The 14,949-nt window shown below is 68.1% G+C and carries 12 protein-coding genes; 3 read left to right on the forward strand and 9 right to left on the reverse strand.

What is annotated here, in order from left to right; genetic code table 11:
• Window positions 1-106: 106 nt before the first annotated feature.
• From Poly30_RS09695 to Poly30_RS09710, 4 genes are all read right to left on the reverse strand, one after another.
• Window positions 107-2,014, reverse strand: coding sequence for a sensor histidine kinase (locus tag Poly30_RS09695; protein ID WP_145196689.1), 1,908 nt, complete (start codon window positions 2,012-2,014; stop codon window positions 107-109).
• A gap of 7 nt (window positions 2,015-2,021) precedes the next feature.
• The gene (locus tag Poly30_RS09700; RefSeq protein ID WP_419191187.1) at window positions 2,022-2,753 is read right to left on the reverse strand and encodes a response regulator transcription factor; all 732 of its coding nucleotides are present in this window, start codon (window positions 2,751-2,753) and stop codon (window positions 2,022-2,024) included.
• Window positions 2,754-2,907: 154 nt separating this feature from the next.
• Complete coding sequence (locus Poly30_RS09705; protein WP_145196693.1) at window positions 2,908-5,325, reverse strand: O-antigen ligase family protein; 2,418 nt, start codon at window positions 5,323-5,325, stop codon at window positions 2,908-2,910.
• A gap of 121 nt (window positions 5,326-5,446) precedes the next feature.
• Complete coding sequence (locus Poly30_RS09710; protein ID WP_145196695.1) at window positions 5,447-6,055, reverse strand: superoxide dismutase; 609 nt, start codon at window positions 6,053-6,055, stop codon at window positions 5,447-5,449.
• A 162-nt stretch (window positions 6,056-6,217) separates the two neighbouring features.
• Here Poly30_RS09710 and Poly30_RS09715 point away from each other — a divergent pair, with 162 nt between their 5' ends.
• Window positions 6,218-6,892 (forward strand): hypothetical protein, encoded by a 675-nt coding sequence (locus tag Poly30_RS09715; protein ID WP_145196697.1) that lies wholly within the window; start codon window positions 6,218-6,220, stop codon window positions 6,890-6,892.
• A 3-nt stretch (window positions 6,893-6,895) separates the two neighbouring features.
• Here Poly30_RS09715 and ftsY read toward each other — a convergent pair whose 3' ends face one another.
• The 3 genes from ftsY to ribH are packed head-to-tail and all read right to left on the reverse strand — an operon-like array spanning window position 6,896 to window position 8,783.
• Window positions 6,896-7,828, reverse strand: a complete 933-nt coding sequence (gene ftsY / locus Poly30_RS09720; RefSeq protein WP_419191188.1) for a signal recognition particle-docking protein FtsY — start codon at window positions 7,826-7,828, stop codon at window positions 6,896-6,898.
• 1 nt (window position 7,829) lies between these two features.
• Window positions 7,830-8,246, reverse strand: coding sequence for a transcription antitermination factor NusB (gene nusB / locus Poly30_RS09725; RefSeq protein ID WP_145196701.1), 417 nt, complete (start codon window positions 8,244-8,246; stop codon window positions 7,830-7,832).
• 12 nt (window positions 8,247-8,258) lie between these two features.
• On the reverse strand, window positions 8,259-8,783 hold the full coding sequence (ribH, locus tag Poly30_RS28320; RefSeq protein WP_419191189.1) for a 6,7-dimethyl-8-ribityllumazine synthase: 525 nt from the start codon (window positions 8,781-8,783) through the stop codon (window positions 8,259-8,261).
• Between the two features lie 146 nt (window positions 8,784-8,929).
• On the opposite strand from ribH, the gene Poly30_RS09735 reads away from it, so the two are divergent.
• On the forward strand, window positions 8,930-10,345 hold the full coding sequence (locus Poly30_RS09735; RefSeq protein ID WP_419191190.1) for an ATP-binding protein: 1,416 nt from the start codon (window positions 8,930-8,932) through the stop codon (window positions 10,343-10,345).
• A gap of 21 nt (window positions 10,346-10,366) precedes the next feature.
• Here Poly30_RS09735 and Poly30_RS09740 read toward each other — a convergent pair whose 3' ends face one another.
• Entirely contained in the window at window positions 10,367-11,668 is a 1,302-nt protein-coding gene (locus Poly30_RS09740) for a sulfatase-like hydrolase/transferase (protein WP_145196705.1), read from the reverse strand.
• 98 nt (window positions 11,669-11,766) lie between these two features.
• On the opposite strand from Poly30_RS09740, the gene Poly30_RS09745 reads away from it, so the two are divergent.
• Window positions 11,767-13,458, forward strand: a complete 1,692-nt coding sequence (locus Poly30_RS09745; protein ID WP_419191191.1) for a transglutaminase-like domain-containing protein — start codon at window positions 11,767-11,769, stop codon at window positions 13,456-13,458.
• A gap of 129 nt (window positions 13,459-13,587) precedes the next feature.
• Here the strand turns inward: Poly30_RS09745 and Poly30_RS09750 are convergent, their stop codons facing one another.
• On the reverse strand, window positions 13,588-14,901 hold the full coding sequence (locus Poly30_RS09750; RefSeq protein ID WP_145196709.1) for a hypothetical protein: 1,314 nt from the start codon (window positions 14,899-14,901) through the stop codon (window positions 13,588-13,590).
• Window positions 14,902-14,949 lie beyond the last annotated feature (48 nt).

The raw sequence follows: 14,949 nt of genomic DNA on the forward strand, positions 1-14,949 counted from the left end.
ACGGGCGTGGCGCGAAGCGGCGGCGCGGGCTCCACGGAGCCCGCGCCGCCTCTTTCTATAAGGTGGGCGAGCGGCGGGAGGGGCGCTCCCTTGACGTAGGGCCGGCTCAGGCCCGCGTGGCCCGCTTCAGCTGGACCTGGAACACCGTTCCGCCGCCCTCTCTGGGTAGCGCTCGTACCTTGCCTCGCATGGCACGGGCCTGCAGGGCGACGAGGTGCAGGCCGAGGCCGGTGCCTTTGGTCGAGCGCGTCGACTCATCCCCGAGCCGGAGGAACGCCTCGAAGACTCTGGTTCGGTCCTTCTCGGGGATGCCTGGTCCGCGGTCCAGGACTTCCAGGAGCACGTGGCCCTTCTCACTCATCCGGGTTCGCACCAGGATCGGCTCGCCCGCGGGACCTTCCGCTCCGACGCTCACGGGGGCGTACTTGCGTGCGTTCTCCACGAGGTTCTGGACGATGACGTGGATCCCGTCCTGGAGGACCAGGACGTGGGGGAGGCCCGGCGACAGGTCGAAGCGAATGTCGCCGATCGAGCGGCCGCCGACCATCTCCAGGTCTTCCTGCTGCTGGCGGATCTCCTCGTTGAGGTCGCCTGGCACCGGGTGGTGATTCTGGTCGAAGAGCTTGCGCCGGAGCAGCACGCGGTCCACCAGGCCGTCGAGGCGGTCGGACTCGCTCACGATGCGCGCCAGGTACTCGTTGCGCTTCTCCTCGCCCTGGACCCAGCCGTCGTGCAGCATTTCGCCGTAGAGCTTCACCGCTGCGATCGGCGTACGAAGCTCGTGGGTGACCGAGGCGACGAAGTTGCGCGTGCGCTCCGCTTCGATTCGGCTCGCGCGGATGCTGGAGAGGAGGAGGCGGATCCCGATCATCATCGAGATCGTGAGGATGAACGCCATGCCGCCGAACCAGGAGTTCTGGACCCGGAAGTCGCGTCTGAGCGAACTGGCGTCGGTCTTGATCCGCAGGATGTCAGGTGGCCAGTCGCTGCTCAGATGCCCGACGTAGCTGAGGCGTTCGAAGACCTTGACCTCCGCGACCGTCACGTCCGGGTTCGGGGGGATCTCCTGGTCGGCGAGGACCAGTTCCGGCGAGAGGCTGAGCACGCGTTCGGCCACGTCGGTCGGCATCGTCTCGAACATCCACTCGGAGTCGATCACGAAGCCCTGCACGAGATGGACGGTACGTTCCAGGGCGTCGATGCACGACGGGAGCTGGGTCTGATCCTCGAGCTTCGGGATCGCGATGTTGCGGCTGGCGATGATCGACGGGTACTTCTGATCCTCGCGAGGGATCACCCGCAGGAGCATCGGCTGGACGTAGATCGCGTGATGATCGCGCCCGTCCTCTTTCTCTTCCGAGGCGAGTCCCGGGCGGTCCCTGAGAGCCGCCTTGCATTCGTCCAGTGTGCCGGTCGAGAGGTTGAGCACGACCGTCCGTACGAACGGGTACTCCAGGACGGAGTAGCCCTCTTCCTGCTGCGCGCGCAGGAGTTCATCTTCCGCGACGATGGAGTCCCTGATGAGTGGGGCGGCGACCACTTCGGCCACGAGGTCCCGGATTCGCTGGGCAATCGGGTCCGGCCCCGGGAGCGCGTCGCCGCGGAGCACTTCGATCTCCGGCATGCCGCTCCTCGCACCCACCGAGAACGAGAACCAGCCCACGATGCCCGGGGGAGGATCGCCCGAGATCAGGGGTGACGGGGAGAGCTGCAGCGGCCCGAGGTCGTTGCGGTAGTACCAGCTGCGGTACTCCCAGAACGGCCGCCCGGCTTCCCCGTCGAGCAGAGCGAGAACACGGACCGCGACCGATTCGCCGAGGCGCTCGGCCGCGTCCTCGCACTCGGCGGGAAGCTCGGCAAGGAGTCGCTGCTGGTCCCGCGTGAGCTGGCGAAAGAGCAGCGCACCGAAGACCACGGCCGGGAGTCCGACGAGCACGACGTAGAGAAAGAGCGCGGTCCTCCTGGAGGAGAACCTGCGCGCCATCCCGCCCCCGAATACGCCGCTCAGTGGCAAGACTCTGTCAGGCGTACCAGCGGTAGCCCTTGCCCCGGACCGTTTGGATCAGCTGCGGCTTGCTGGGCTCGGGCTCGACCTTGCGGCGCAGACCGACGATGTGAATATCGACCGTGCGCGTTTCGACGTTGGCGCTCTGGTAGTGCCACACGTCGAGGAGCAGGTCCTCGCGCGTCACGACACGGTCGTTGTGCTGGATGAGGTAGGCGAGGATGTCGCCCTCGCGCGGGGTGAGGGGGATGGTCTCGCCGTCTCGATGGACCTCGAGGCGCGCGAGATCGACCTTGATATCACCGGGCAGGTCCATGACCTGGGGCGCGGCTTCGCCCATGGTCTCGCGGCGGAACTGGGCCTCGATCCGCGCCAGGAGTTCGCGCGGCGAGAACGGCTTCTTCATGTAGTCGTCGGCGCCGGCCTCGAAGCCGCGCACGATGTCTTCCTCGTCGGCGAGGGCCGTCAGCACCAGGACGCGCACCGTGTGGTTGTCGGCGCGCAGCTTCTTCAGCACGTCGAGTCCGCTCTGGCCAGGGAGCATCAGGTCGAGGACGATCAGGTCGAAGCCGCCGTTCCGGGCGACGTCCAGCGCCGTGTTCCCGTCATGGGCAACGGCGGCCTCGAAGCCCGCGTGCTCGACGGCGTCCCGGATCCCGATCGCGAGGGCCTCTTCGTCTTCGACGACGAGGATGCGGCGCTTGGATCCGTTGGGGGAGATGGAGGCTGGGTTCGTTTCCGAGGTCATGGGATGTGGGAACGCGGTGGGTGGTGACGGTCCTGGGGGCTGGAAAGGTAGCACGTTACGTGCGTCATCCATGGGCCTTACGCTTCAACCTGACGTCCATCGAAGGCTATTTTCTGAAACGAATCGGGAGAGAGGGGCTTTGGCAACAGGGCTCTTACTTGCCTCGGTTTCCAGGAGCGCGTTCCGCCTCCGAGAGGGGCGCTTCGATCTCGGATCGGGCCTGGAAGAGTCCTGCCGATCGGAGGATCCGCTTCTCGATCTCGCTGAGATGCGCTCGGTCCACCGGGCGGATTGGTTGCTCTGCGAGGATGTCCTTCGCCTCCTGGAGAAGTCTCGGATCCGGCGAGCCATCGGCCACGGCCGCCGCCGCCTTCGCCGCCGCCTTGCGGAGCAGGATCGGACCGAGATCGAGGTCGCGGCCCCGCGCTGACTGGAGCGCCTGATGGGCGGAGATCGCTGCCTGGGCAGGGAGCCCCGCTTCCAGGTGATCGAGGGCCATCACCATCTGGAACGCGACGTTGAAGGCGTCGGCGAGCAGCTCGTCGCCGGCCTCCTTGGCGAGCTTGCGCGCTGGATAGGTCGAGTTCGCGTCGAGCACGTCCACGGGTCCGCCCTGGAGTGAGCTCGGGCGCAGCTGGCCGTCCGCGGGGCCGCCGGGCGCTTCGGTCGTCAGCCGCCGAACGAGCGGAGCCGCCACATCGAGTCTGCCGGAGAGCATTCGCTCGGCCGCATCCAGCCGCAGGGCGTCGATCTCGAGGAGCTCTGCGCTCTCGAGGTCCGCAAGCGCCGCCTCCACTCGCTCGGGCGAGCGGAGGTCGCAAGCGACGCGCAGGAGGCTCCGGAGCACGAGTGGGTTGCCCGGGTCGACGGAGCGCGCTCGTTCGAACGAGCTGCTTGCGGATTCGAAGTCGCCTTCCTTGGCCTGGAGGACGCCTGCGGCGTAGTTGGAGGGGAAGCCCAGGGGCCGCACGCGCTGCCAGTGATCGATCACGCCCTTCTGGACCGAGAGCGGCGCACCCTGGCGGCTCAGGAGCTGCGCCTGCTTCTCCAGTACGACGGGGCTATCCGGTGCGGCGCGGCCTGCTCGCTCCAGGATCAGCGCGAGCCGCTGGCCGTCGAGCTGCTCTCGGCCGTCCGGCAGCACCACGCGGGCTTCCGGGGTCTCGGCGAGCGCGCGGCCATACTCCACGAGCGCGATCCCATGGGAGGCGAAGAGCGCGAGCACGAGGAGCGTCAGCGCGGGGACCCCATGGCGCACCGCGCGACCGAGCTTGTCGGTGGCTCCCTTCTCCTCGGCTTCCTTGCTCGCGGAGCGCGCGGGCGGAGCTCCGACCACGCCGAAGATCGCGAAGGCGATGGCGGGCGCGGCCGGACCGTAGAACAGGGGAGAGTTGAAGGCGGCGTTCACGAGGATCGCGATCGCGGCGAAGCCGAAGTCCCGCTGGGATCGGTCCTCGCCCCACGTCGCGCGGCAGCCACGCCACAGGATGATCAAAAGGAAGAGCACGAAGGCGCCGCCCCCCACGGGCCCGTGCTCGGCGATGGCCGTGAGCCAGTCGTTGTGGGCGTGCTCGACCTCGTTGGGCGTCGGCTCCCTGCGCCGGAACGACGACAGCTCGATTTCGGCCGGGTCGCGATAGGGGGGGAAGGCCGCCTGGAACTGGCCGGGGCCCACGCCGAACTCCAGGTGGTCGGCGATCATGGCGGGCACGCGCGCCCAGGTGAGGCGACGGAAGGCGATGCCGCCCGTCGTGCTGTCCGAAGCGGTCGCGGTGATCGCCGTCTCGGGCGCCGTTTCCGTGGCGGTCTCTTGCTCCCCAGGGGGCGCGTAGGCGTGGTACGCGATGGGGAGCAGGCTGAGCAGCAGCGCGACCAGCAGGATCCGGAGGCGCTTCGCCGCGCCCTTGCGGCCGATCTCGCCGCCGTGCCGGCCTGCGACGGCGCCGAACGCCGCCACGATCACGGCCGCTGTGAGGCCCGCGAGGCCCGCGTAGACGGGCACGAAGCCCGCGTAGAGACCGTAGAGCAGGATCGCGGCGAAGCCCGCGAACGCGAGGATGCCTTCGGCGGTCAGGAAGGCCCCAGCGCCGAGGATGGCGCAGGGAAGCGCCGCCTCGGAGAGGTCCCCGGTGTTGCCCAGCGCGCCCGTCCAGGCCGCGCCCAAGGGCGCCGAGAGCAGGAGCACCAGCGCGAGGACCCCGAGCCCGAGCTGGAGCACTCGCCTTCCGGACGCACCGAGGCTTGCGCCGCTGACGACGAAGCCCGCGGCCGCGGCCACGCCCGTGAGGCTCTTCCAGGCACCGAACGTGTCGACGGCTTTGGGAAGCATCACGGCGGCTGAGATCAAGACGATCCAGAGGGGCGCCATGGGAAGCGCGCGGTCGCCGCGCCCGCGCAGCAGCGCGAGGAGCAGCGCGGGGATCACTCCGAGCGCCGCGATCCCCGTCCCGATCGCCGTCGTGTCCGGCGCTCCGTCGAACGGGCTGAAGCCAGGAGGAGCGCACAGCACCGCGAGCGGCGCCAGCACCAACCAGCCCTGGAGGGTGTCGAGCGAAGTGTTCCTTGAGTCCATGGCGGGTCAGCGTCGGTCCTACGTTCAGCGCCCGGCGTTCGCGATGCAAACCCCGGGCGCCGGCAGTTCAGAATGTGCGCCTGGACGGTCCACGGCGCACGATCTTTCGTGGAAGAGCTTCTTACTTGGCCTTGGCGAAACGCTCGGCCACGGCGTCGAAGTCGACGACGTTCCACCACGCCTTCAGGTACTCGGGGCGGCGGTTCTCGTAGGTGAGGTAGTACGCGTGTTCCCAGACGTCGTTGCCCATGATGACCTTGTGGCCGTCGCTCATGGGGCTGTCCTGGTTCGCGGTCGCGACCACGTCGAGCTTGCCGTCGGCGGTCATGACGAGCCAGACCCAGCCGGATCCGAACTGTCCGCCGCCGGCGCTGTTGAACTTCTCCTTGAAGTTATCGAAGGAGCCGAACGTGCTCTTGATCGCGTCACCGAGCTCGCCGCTCGGCTCGCCGCCCTTGTTCGGGCCCATGATCGACCAGAAGATCGAGTGGTTGACGTGGCCGCCGCCGTGGTTCCGGACAGCGGTGCGGATGTTCTCCGGCACGCTGTCGAGGTTCTCGATGATCTCTTCCGCGTCCTTGCCCGCGAGGTCCGTGCCCTCGACGGCGGCGTTGAACTTGTTCACGTACGCGGCGTGGTGGAGTCCGTGGTGGAGCTCCATCGTGCGCTTGTTGATGTACGGCTCGAGAGCGTCGTGGGCAAAGGTGAGGTCGGGAACTTCGAAGGCCATGGGCTTGGAGGGGTGGAGGAGCGGGCTGCGATTCAGTGTTCGAGGGGACAAGGATCGCCGCCTCGGCGAGATTGTTCAACCCCCAACACGCGCCCATAATTTCTTTCGTTTCGACCACGTTGCGTCACTCATCGCGCGTTCATCGCGCCATGATGCTGCGCTATGAACGCTTTCCGCTTTCTCAGCCTTCTCACGGTCGGTTTTAGCCTTCTGGTCCTCGTCTTTCTCCTGAATGCGACGCAGGGACGGCTGGAGTCCGAGGCATTTCGCGTCCTGGAGGGGCCAGAAGTCGCCTTGGAGCCGGGGCAGACCGCGCAGTGGACCCTCGAGCTGGGGGGTTCCCGCATCGAGGAGGCATGGCCTGCGGCACAACGCCAGCCACGGATTTTCCTGGTGGGCGATCCGAGCGGCGGGCTCGGCGACGCGAGCGTCGCGGTGAGCGCGACTTACGTCGACGAGGACGACACCCCGCGGTCCGCGTTCGTCAGCGGCGCCGCCGAGGTGACAGGCGTGGCGGGCGAGGATCCGGGCGAACTCGAGTTCGGGCCTCTCTGGATGAACTGGGAGCAGGAACTCCAGCTCGAGGTGCGGGTGCTCGAAGCTGTGGCCAGCGGGGGGGCGGGGGCCAGCGGCGAAGCGGGGGCCAGCGGCGGGGCGGCCCGACTGGTGATGCGCGGCGAGGCGAGCCTCGACTACCTGGCGGCTCGGTCCATGGCGCGGACGCTCTGGTTCGTGTTCACGGCGATCGCCGCCGCGGGCTTCGCGGGCCTGATGCTGACCGTGCGCGAGGATGCCGCCGCGGCCAGCCAGCGCACGAAGTCGCCTCCTCAGGCTTGAAAGCTACGAAACCGCGCCGACCGACTTCGACACGATCGCGTCGACGAACGGCTCGGGCTCGAACGCCTCCAGCAGCTCCAGCGATTCCCCGGTCCCGATGTACCGGATCGGCAGTCCGAGCTCGTCCTTGATCGCGAACACGGCGCCGCCGCGCGCGGTCCCGTCGAGCTTGGCGACGATCAGGCCCGTCACGTCCACCGCGGCCGTGAACTCCTTGGCCTGACGGATCGCGTTCTGGCCGTTGGTCCCGTCGATGACGAGCCAGGTCTCGTGGGGCGCGCCCGGGATCTTCTTGTCGATCACGCGGCGCACCTTGTCGAGTTCCTGCATCAGGTTCGACTGGGTGTGGAGCCTGCCCGCCGTGTCGATGATCGCCACGTCCATCCCACGGGCGATCGCCGCCGAGCACGTGTCGAAGGCGATCGCGGCGGGATCGGCGTTGTCCTTGTGCTGGCGCACGATGTCGGCGCCGTTGCGCTCGGCCCAGATCTGCAGCTGGTCCGCGGCGGCGGCGCGGAACGTATCGCCCGCACCGAGAATGACCTTCTTGCCCTGGGACTGGAAGCGGTGGGCGAGCTTGGCGATCGAGGTCGTCTTGCCGGAGCCGTTCACGCCGACCACGAGGATGATGGTGGGCTTCGCGGTCATCACCGGATCGCCGCCGCCAGAGCCCTCTAGCTTGGCGAGGAGCTTCGCGCGCATGGCCTGGCGAACGTCCTCTTCGCCCTTGAGTTCACCGCGCTTGTGCAGGCGCGCGAGGTCTTCGGTCAGCTCGCCCGCGAGGGGACCGAGGTCGCTCGTGTAGAGCAGTTCCTCGAGCTCGTCGAGCAGCTCCTGGTCGATCTTGCGGCCGCCCTTGAAGAGGCCGGTGAGGCCGTCGGAGATGGCCGTGCGCGTCTTGGAGAGGCGCTCCTTGAACCGGTCGAAAAGTCCCATATCAGGCGTCCTTGGCGGGAATGCGGTTCTTGATCTTGTCGAGGATGCCGTTGATGAACGCGCCCGAGTTCTGGGTGGAGAAACGCTTGCCGAGTTCGATGCCCTCGTTGATCGCGACCTTGGGCGGGATCTCGTCGCAGTGAAGGAGCTCGAAGGCCGCGATCCGAAGGACATTGCGGTCGATGACGGCCATGCGCTCGATCTGCCAGTTCTGGGCGACGGCCTGGATCTCCGCGTCGATCTCGGAGACCGAATCGTGGGTCCCTTCGATCAGCACGCGCGCGTACTGGGCGGTCTCCGGATCGCCGCCTTCTTCGCGGAGAAACTCCGTGAGGTCGCTCATCTTGTCGGCGCCGAGGAGGTCGACCTGGTAGAGGAACTGGAGCGCGAGCTCGCGGGAGCGGGTGCGTTTCTTCATGGGGACGCTCTTCTAAAAGCCCATTCGGGGCTTGGTATTCGGCTGGTGGTCGCACTCGTCGAGCGCGATGAGGGATGCGACCGCTGCGCGTGCCACCTCCCTGCCCTTGTCCTCGGTGCCGCCCTCGGAAGTCGGGAGCGCGCGGGCTTTTGCCTGGTCGAGGGTCTGGCACGTCAGCACGCCGAAGAGGATCGGTTTGCCGGTCTCCATCATTGCGAGCTGGATGCCCTGGGTCGCGCCCATGGAGACCCAGTGATCGTGGGTCGTCTCGCCGGTCAGCACGAGGCCGAAGCACATGACGGCGTCGATGTCCTTGCGACGCGCGAGGCGGCGGGCGATGAGCGGAAGCTCGAAGGCACCGGGGGCCCAGACGACGTGGAGGGCGTCTTCCTCCATCCCCGAGAGGTGGAGTTCGGCCTCGGCCGAGCGCAGCATGGCGCCGGTCAGATCCTCGTGGAAGCGAGACACGACGGCGCCCACGCGGAGGCCAGGGCGCTGGAGACGTTCGCGGTCTCCGCTTTTCGGATCGAGAGCCATGGGAGGAAAGAGCTGGGCGAGAGGAGGTCGCCTGGGGAGGATCGTGACGTGACGGATCGGAGGAGCCGTTCGGCCCTCGAAATCGCGGAAGAGTGTAAGCCCAATCGGCGCCCATGCCAGCAACTTCCCTATCCTTGGGCGGTCCCATGGAGTCACCTTTCGATCCGATTGCCCCGCTTCGGGAAGCCCTTGCCGCGTCGCCGGACAACGTGCCACTGCGAAGGCACCTGGCCGACCAGCTGGCGCGGCTGACGCGCTTCGAGGAGGCCGAACTCGAGTACCGCGATCTCCTCGCTCGTACGCCTGACGATGATGGGATTCGGCTGGCCCTGGCCCAGGCCTACCTCGGTCAGGGGAAGGCGGCCCACGCCGACATCCTGGTCGAACTCGTGACCGGGCGGGATGATCCGCCCGCCCGGGCATTCGTGATCCTGGCGCAGATCCGAATCGCCGAGCGGGACTTCCAGGGGGCGCGGGTCGCGTTTCGCTCCGCGTGCGAACTGGAGCCGGCCCTGGAGGCCAGCGACGTCGCGGCGGAGCTCGGCGTCGGACCCTCGAACCCCTTCGAGCTGGAGGAGGACCTCGACGATCTGGACCTCGGGATTGCGCCTGTCGAGACCCAGGTGCCGGGTTTCGGCGGGTTCGATGCGCTCGACCCGGCGCGCAGGCTGGAGCTGCCAGCGCGACCCCGTGTGTCGTTCCGTGACGCGGGCGGGTTTGCGGCGGAGAAGTCGAAGCTCTCGCTGCTCGTCACCGCTCCGCTCCTGAGGCCGGATCTGTTCCAGGCCTACGGGAGGGACGCGGGCATCGGCACGATCGTTTTCGGCCCGCCCGGTTCGGGGAAGACTCATCTCGTTCGCTGCCTGGCGGGCGAGGCGGGGATGCACCTCGCCTCCCTGGATCTACGGGAACTCGGCGAGCACGGGCGGCAGGCCGGGGTAGAGCCGCTCCAGGGCTTCTTCGACGCCGCGCGCCGCGCGTCGCCATGCATCGTGCTGATCGAGAACCTCGATGCGTTCGATGGGGCCGCGGGGGAGAGAGAGGGTGGCGCCGCGATGGAGGCGGTGCGCGGGCTTTTGGCCGAGTTCGAGGGGCGGCCCCTGGCGGCGCGCGGCCTCGCGATCGTGGCGACGACAGAGCGGCCGTGGGATCTCGACCCTTTGTTCATCCGACCGGGAAGGTTCCAGCGCGCGGTCGCCATCGGGCTGCCCGGAGACGTGGGGCGAAGGGAGATCCTGCAGCGGCTGCTCGACGGCAAGCCCTCTACGTCGATCGATCTCAAGAAGCTGGCTCGGAAGGCAAGTGGGCGAACGGTGGCGGATCTCGTGGAGATCGTCGACGTCGCGACGGAGCTCGCGCTGGAGGAGGCGCTCGCGTTGGGAGACCCGGTGCCGATTCGGGAGAAGACGCTGGCGATCGCGATCCGGGAGGTGCCCGCGACCGCCGCTGGCTGGTACGAGACGCTGAGAGCGCGGGCGGCGGAATCGGGCCTGCGCGGATCGGCGCGGCATCTGGCCCAGGTGCTCACCCGGGCGATGCGTTCCGCGGACCTGCGGGAGTAGCGGCGGCGCGGCGGCGCTCGGCTATTCTTCGAAGGAGGGAAAGAGTGCGATCAGTCGGGCTCGCGCGTCGCTCGCTTCCTCGCGCTTCGCTTCGTCGTCGGACGGTGTGGCCACCAGGTCCAGCTCTTCGTAGGGGTCAGCGTCGAGGTCGAAGAGTTCGAAGGTGCCAGCGCGCCGATCTTCGATGATCTTCCAGCGCAGGGTCCGGAGAGCCCGGTGATCGGGGCCCTTCGCGCCCTCGTGGGGGAAGCGGTGGACGTAGAGATAGGCGCGCGCGCCGGGGAGGCTCGGGTCGCGGAGCTGGGGAGCGAAAGAGATGGAGTCTTCGGCGCCGCGGGTCGGCGGACCGAGGCCGCTGAGTTCGCGAACGGTGGCGAAGAGGTCGGTGACCTCGACCAGTTCTTCGCAGGTCTTGCCCTGCGCCACGCCCGGGCCTGCGACGATCATGGGAACGTTGAGGCTGCCCTCGTAGAGCGAGCCCTTGTTCTTCTTGATGACGAACGGTGGTTCGACGGCGTGGCCGGGCGAGCCGTTGTCGCCGAGCACGAAGACGTAGGTCTCCGTCAGGTCGACGCTGGCGAGGATCCTGCCGAGCAGCGTGTCGATGGTCTCGACCATCGCCTTGTGCTGGCGGAGCGGGTAGGCGGGCGCCTCTTCCTGGGAATGGAACTCCTTCGGTGGATCGTGGAAGGGAACGTGGGCGAGCTTGGGGCAGTAGTAGAGGAAGAAGGGGGCGGCTGGTTCGTTCGGGGTGGCCGGCGCGGCGGTGACCGCGGCGATCACGTGCTCCGCCATGGACTCCGGGAAGTAGCCGGTCTTCGGCGTCAGCTTGCCGTCAGCGCATTCGTTCCAGCGAAAGTAGTCGTTCGGGCCGTCCCAGCCGATCGAGGCGTCGAAGCCCGAGAGGATCGGGTGGTCGAGTGGTGCGCTGGTATCGCCGAGGTGCCACTTGCCCACGTGGGTGGTTCGGTAGCCGGGGAGGTCTTCGGGGAGCAGGTGCTCGGAGAGGGCGAGCGGGGTGTTGCGATCGTCGTCGGGCTTGACGACGCCGCCGATGCCGGTCCGGTCGGAGTAGCGGCCGGTGAGGAGCGCGGCGCGGGTGGGGCTGCAGGCGTGGTAGGCCCAGGTGCGGCGGAAGACGACGCCCTGGGCGGCGAGGGCGTCCAGGTGCGGGGTGGGCGGTGGATCCTTGCCCACGCCGTACAGGCCGATCTTGTCGCGGCCGACGTCGTCCATCAGGACGATGAGGAAGTTCGGTGGGGCAGCCGCGCGTTCTTCGGCCTGGAAGGCGGTGCAGGCGATGAGCAGTCCGGCGATCAGCATGGCGCCACCCTAACTCACGGACACCCTTGGCGCACCGTACCCCTTGCGCGTAGCGCTCCCCGAGGCAGGGTCCCCTGCTGTCTGGCACAATGGCAGACATGCAAGCTTCTCGCACTCGCAGCGCTGGATGGCGCTTTCGTCTCGCACTTCTGCTCGCCGGGTGGGTCCTTTCTTCGTACGCGCTCGCAGGCGGGAACCTCGTGTCCAACCCCGGCTTCGAGCGCGGTGGGAAGGAAATCGACGGCTGGGAACGGAACGTTCCGATCTCGGTGGCGACCGTCAAGCCGAAGTTCACCGTGAACGAGGTCGAGCCTGCAGAGGGCAAGCGCAGCGCCAGTGTGCGCGCGGACTATCAGGGGGGATTGACGGCGTATACCCAGGTGTTGCGCGTTCCGCCGCGCGGGAAGTCGATGCACTTCGAGGCGCAGGTGCGGCTCGATCGGATCGCGTACGAGGGCGGAGCGAAGCTGAAGCTGTCCTTCGTCGGACCCGAGCTGCCGGGCGGTCGAGTGGAATCGGAGTCGAGGTTGCTCACGGGCGTCTCGGACTGGACGTTGCTGGCGATCGATGCGTCGATTCCTGAAGGCACGAAGTCGATCGAGGTTCGCTGTGGGGTGGTGGGGCCGTGCGTGGCTTCCTTCGACGAGGTGGTCGTGACGGCGAGCGACGAGGATTCGCTGGATACGGTCTTCGGGACGGTCCACAGCGACTACACGGTGCGTCTGCCCGCCAATGCGGTCGAGCAGATGCTGGAGCCGTTCGTTCGGTTGCCGCTGCCGCTGGTCTCGGACACGCAGCGGCCGATCGCGCTGCGGATCAACTCTCGGCCCGAGGAGAGGGTCTCGACGCTCCGCATCTTCCGACAGGGGGCGAATCGGATGCTGGAGATTCACTTTCACCCGATGTTCCCAGGAGACGAGATCAAGTTCCGGCTGGAGACGCTCGTCATGATCGATGCGGCCTTGCGGCTGCCCTCGGGCATGGTCCGTCTGCCGCGTCCGGCGCAGATCCATGGGGACGAAGCGATCTATCTGGAACCAGCGCCCGGAATCGATCCGGCGAACGAGGCGATCGTCGAGGCGCTGCGCGAGATGAAGGGGAACGACCTGCCGGACGTGCTGGAGAAGGTTCATGCCTGGGTCGGTTCGAAGATCCAGCTGCGACGCTCCCCGTCGGATGAGGACGCCCGCATGCCCGAGCCGTCCGAGCCCGACGAGAGCGTGGCCGCGTGCCTGGCCACGGGGGAGGCGGGTCCGGTGGGTTTCGCGAACGCGCTGGCGTCGGTACTGCGAGGGTACGGCCTTCCCGCCCGTCTGATGATCGGAACGTCCCATGACGGCCAGGCGGATGAGCACTACTACGTGGACGTCTGGACGCCATCGCTTGGCTGGACGCGTATGGATCCGCTGACGGGTCGCTGGCCGGTGGCTGCGACGGAGGCGGTGATCCACCGCCAGGTGGATCCCCTGGACGCGCGTCCGAACGGCCACACCCCCTATGACCCGAAGGTGGGCTCGGTCGGCCTCATCCTGGAAGCGAGACCCGACCGCCTGAACCGAGCGCGCCTCTACCGCTACGCTGCCCCGGTCCCGGTGATGGAGAGCGGCCTCACGGCCCTCCGAACCCGAGTCGACACCGCCTACGACGACCTGGTCGGCGACCCCCTCTCAAAGGACGAGTGGACTCCCATCCCAGGCATCGACGCCACGCTCCCACAAATCCCCGGAGCCTCCCGAGCGCACCTGGAAATCCAACGCTGGCTCAACGCCCCCCGCCTGGTGGGCCAGTAAACCGATACAAACGGACCAGGTGCATCCATTCCGGAACAAACGGACCAGGTACATCCATTCCGGAACGAACGGACCTGGTCCGTTTGTTCCGGAATGGATGTACCTGGTCCGTTTGTATCGGAAGAGGGGCTATTGGGTCAGGGCTGGCAGGAGGACGTGGGCGTCGGGTTGGGTCAGGTCCTCCAGTGTCTTGTTCGGGGGGAGGAGGATCATCGAGGGTTGGCCCGTCGGGACGTGGAGCTGGATCACTCCGGGGCCCCCGTTGCCGCCTGCGCCCGGGATGTCATTGCCGAAAGGGCCGCCCGGGAAACGGTTTTCTCGGCCCTCGCCGCCTCGGCCGCCCAGCGCCGTGATCGAGGCGTCCGACGCCTGGCTCAGGTTCATCATGGGGGACTCCAGCACGATCCAGCCGCCGGAGCCGCCGCCCGAGCCGCCGCCGACTCGGTCGAAGAAGATCGTGTTCTCGCCGCCGCCGCCGTGGCCGCCGTTGGCCATCAGGCGGCCTTCTTCGCCGAGCCGGAACGTGCGTGCCACGATCAGAACGAGGCCGCCGCCGCCGCCGCCACCCGCGCCCTTCTCATCACCACCGGCGAAAAAGGGACTCAGGGGGAACGTGGCCGATGCCACCGCGTCGCCGCCGGCTCCGCCGCCGCGGCCCGGAAGGGGGCGGCGAACCTCGCCGATGATCGTGCCCGTCGGAGTGACCTTCATGCCCCAGAAGTCGTTGTCGGGGTTTCCGTCCTGGAAGACAGGAAGGCCCGGAAGACCGCCCGCCGCGCGCATCGTTCCGCTGATGGCGCCCGTTCCGTTCGGGCCACCGTCCATGCCGGGCAGCGCGATGAGCCCGATGTTCTCCTCGGCGAAAGGATCCATGGAAACCGGCTGGTTGGCGGCGAGCGCTCCGCCACCGCCACCGGCGCCGCGACGGTTCTCCTTGGCCATGGGGCCCAAGGGCGCATAGCCCGTCTCGCCGCCCTGACCGCCGCCCGGCGGGAGGCCCGGGAACTGGATGCCGTACGCTTCGTCGCCGGGGAGACCTGCGGGCGTCGAAGCGTTCGTGAGGACGCTTCCCGTCCCGCCGCTGCCGCCGCCCGCTGCGCCCGGTGAGCCGATGGAAGGCTGGTTCGTCGTGTTGAGCGTCGTGACCCCGCTGTTGTTCTGGCCGCTGGCGGACAGCGTTCCGTCGATCTCGACGCTGGCCGCGGAGATCTTCAGCGGCAGCGTTCCCACCACGGCGAACGTCGCATCGCGCTCGATGATGAAGCGATTGACCTCGATGGGGCCGCTCACGGCGGTGTTGTAAACCACCGTGCTGCCGGACGGGATGATGAGATCCTGGCCCTGGGCAGCCGCGAGCGGTGCGAGTGCGAGTGCAGCGAGACCGGCGAGCAGAGGCTGGCGGAGGGGCGCGGGAAGGAACTGGCGAGACGATGGGTGGTTCATGGCGATGGGGTTGAGGGACAAGGGACCGTCAGGTACAGGTCGAAGAGC

Source organism: Saltatorellus ferox (assembly GCA_007751475.1).
In the GTDB taxonomy this organism is placed as follows: Bacteria; Planctomycetota; UBA1135; order UBA1135.

What these genes read in the sequence shown, in the direction of transcription:
- Poly30_RS09700 (WP_419191187.1), bottom strand. Translation starts at nt 2,753, where the DNA reads ATGACCTCGGAAACGAACCCAGCCTCCATCTCCCCCAACGGATCCAAG.
- Poly30_RS09705 (WP_145196693.1), bottom strand. Translation starts at nt 5,325, where the DNA reads ATGGACTCAAGGAACACTTCGCTCGACACCCTCCAGGGCTGGTTGGTG.
- Poly30_RS09710 (WP_145196695.1), bottom strand. Translation starts at nt 6,055, where the DNA reads ATGGCCTTCGAAGTTCCCGACCTCACCTTTGCCCACGACGCTCTCGAG.
- Poly30_RS09715 (WP_145196697.1), top strand. Translation starts at nt 6,218, where the DNA reads ATGAACGCTTTCCGCTTTCTCAGCCTTCTCACGGTCGGTTTTAGCCTT.
- ftsY (WP_419191188.1), bottom strand. Translation starts at nt 7,828, where the DNA reads ATGGGACTTTTCGACCGGTTCAAGGAGCGCCTCTCCAAGACGCGCACG.
- nusB (WP_145196701.1), bottom strand. Translation starts at nt 8,246, where the DNA reads ATGAAGAAACGCACCCGCTCCCGCGAGCTCGCGCTCCAGTTCCTCTAC.
- ribH (WP_419191189.1), bottom strand. Translation starts at nt 8,783, where the DNA reads ATGGCTCTCGATCCGAAAAGCGGAGACCGCGAACGTCTCCAGCGCCCT.
- Poly30_RS09735 (WP_419191190.1), top strand. Translation starts at nt 8,930, where the DNA reads ATGGAGTCACCTTTCGATCCGATTGCCCCGCTTCGGGAAGCCCTTGCC.
- Poly30_RS09740 (WP_145196705.1), bottom strand. Translation starts at nt 11,668, where the DNA reads ATGCTGATCGCCGGACTGCTCATCGCCTGCACCGCCTTCCAGGCCGAA.
- Poly30_RS09745 (WP_419191191.1), top strand. Translation starts at nt 11,767, where the DNA reads ATGCAAGCTTCTCGCACTCGCAGCGCTGGATGGCGCTTTCGTCTCGCA.
- Poly30_RS09750 (WP_145196709.1), bottom strand. Translation starts at nt 14,901, where the DNA reads ATGAACCACCCATCGTCTCGCCAGTTCCTTCCCGCGCCCCTCCGCCAG.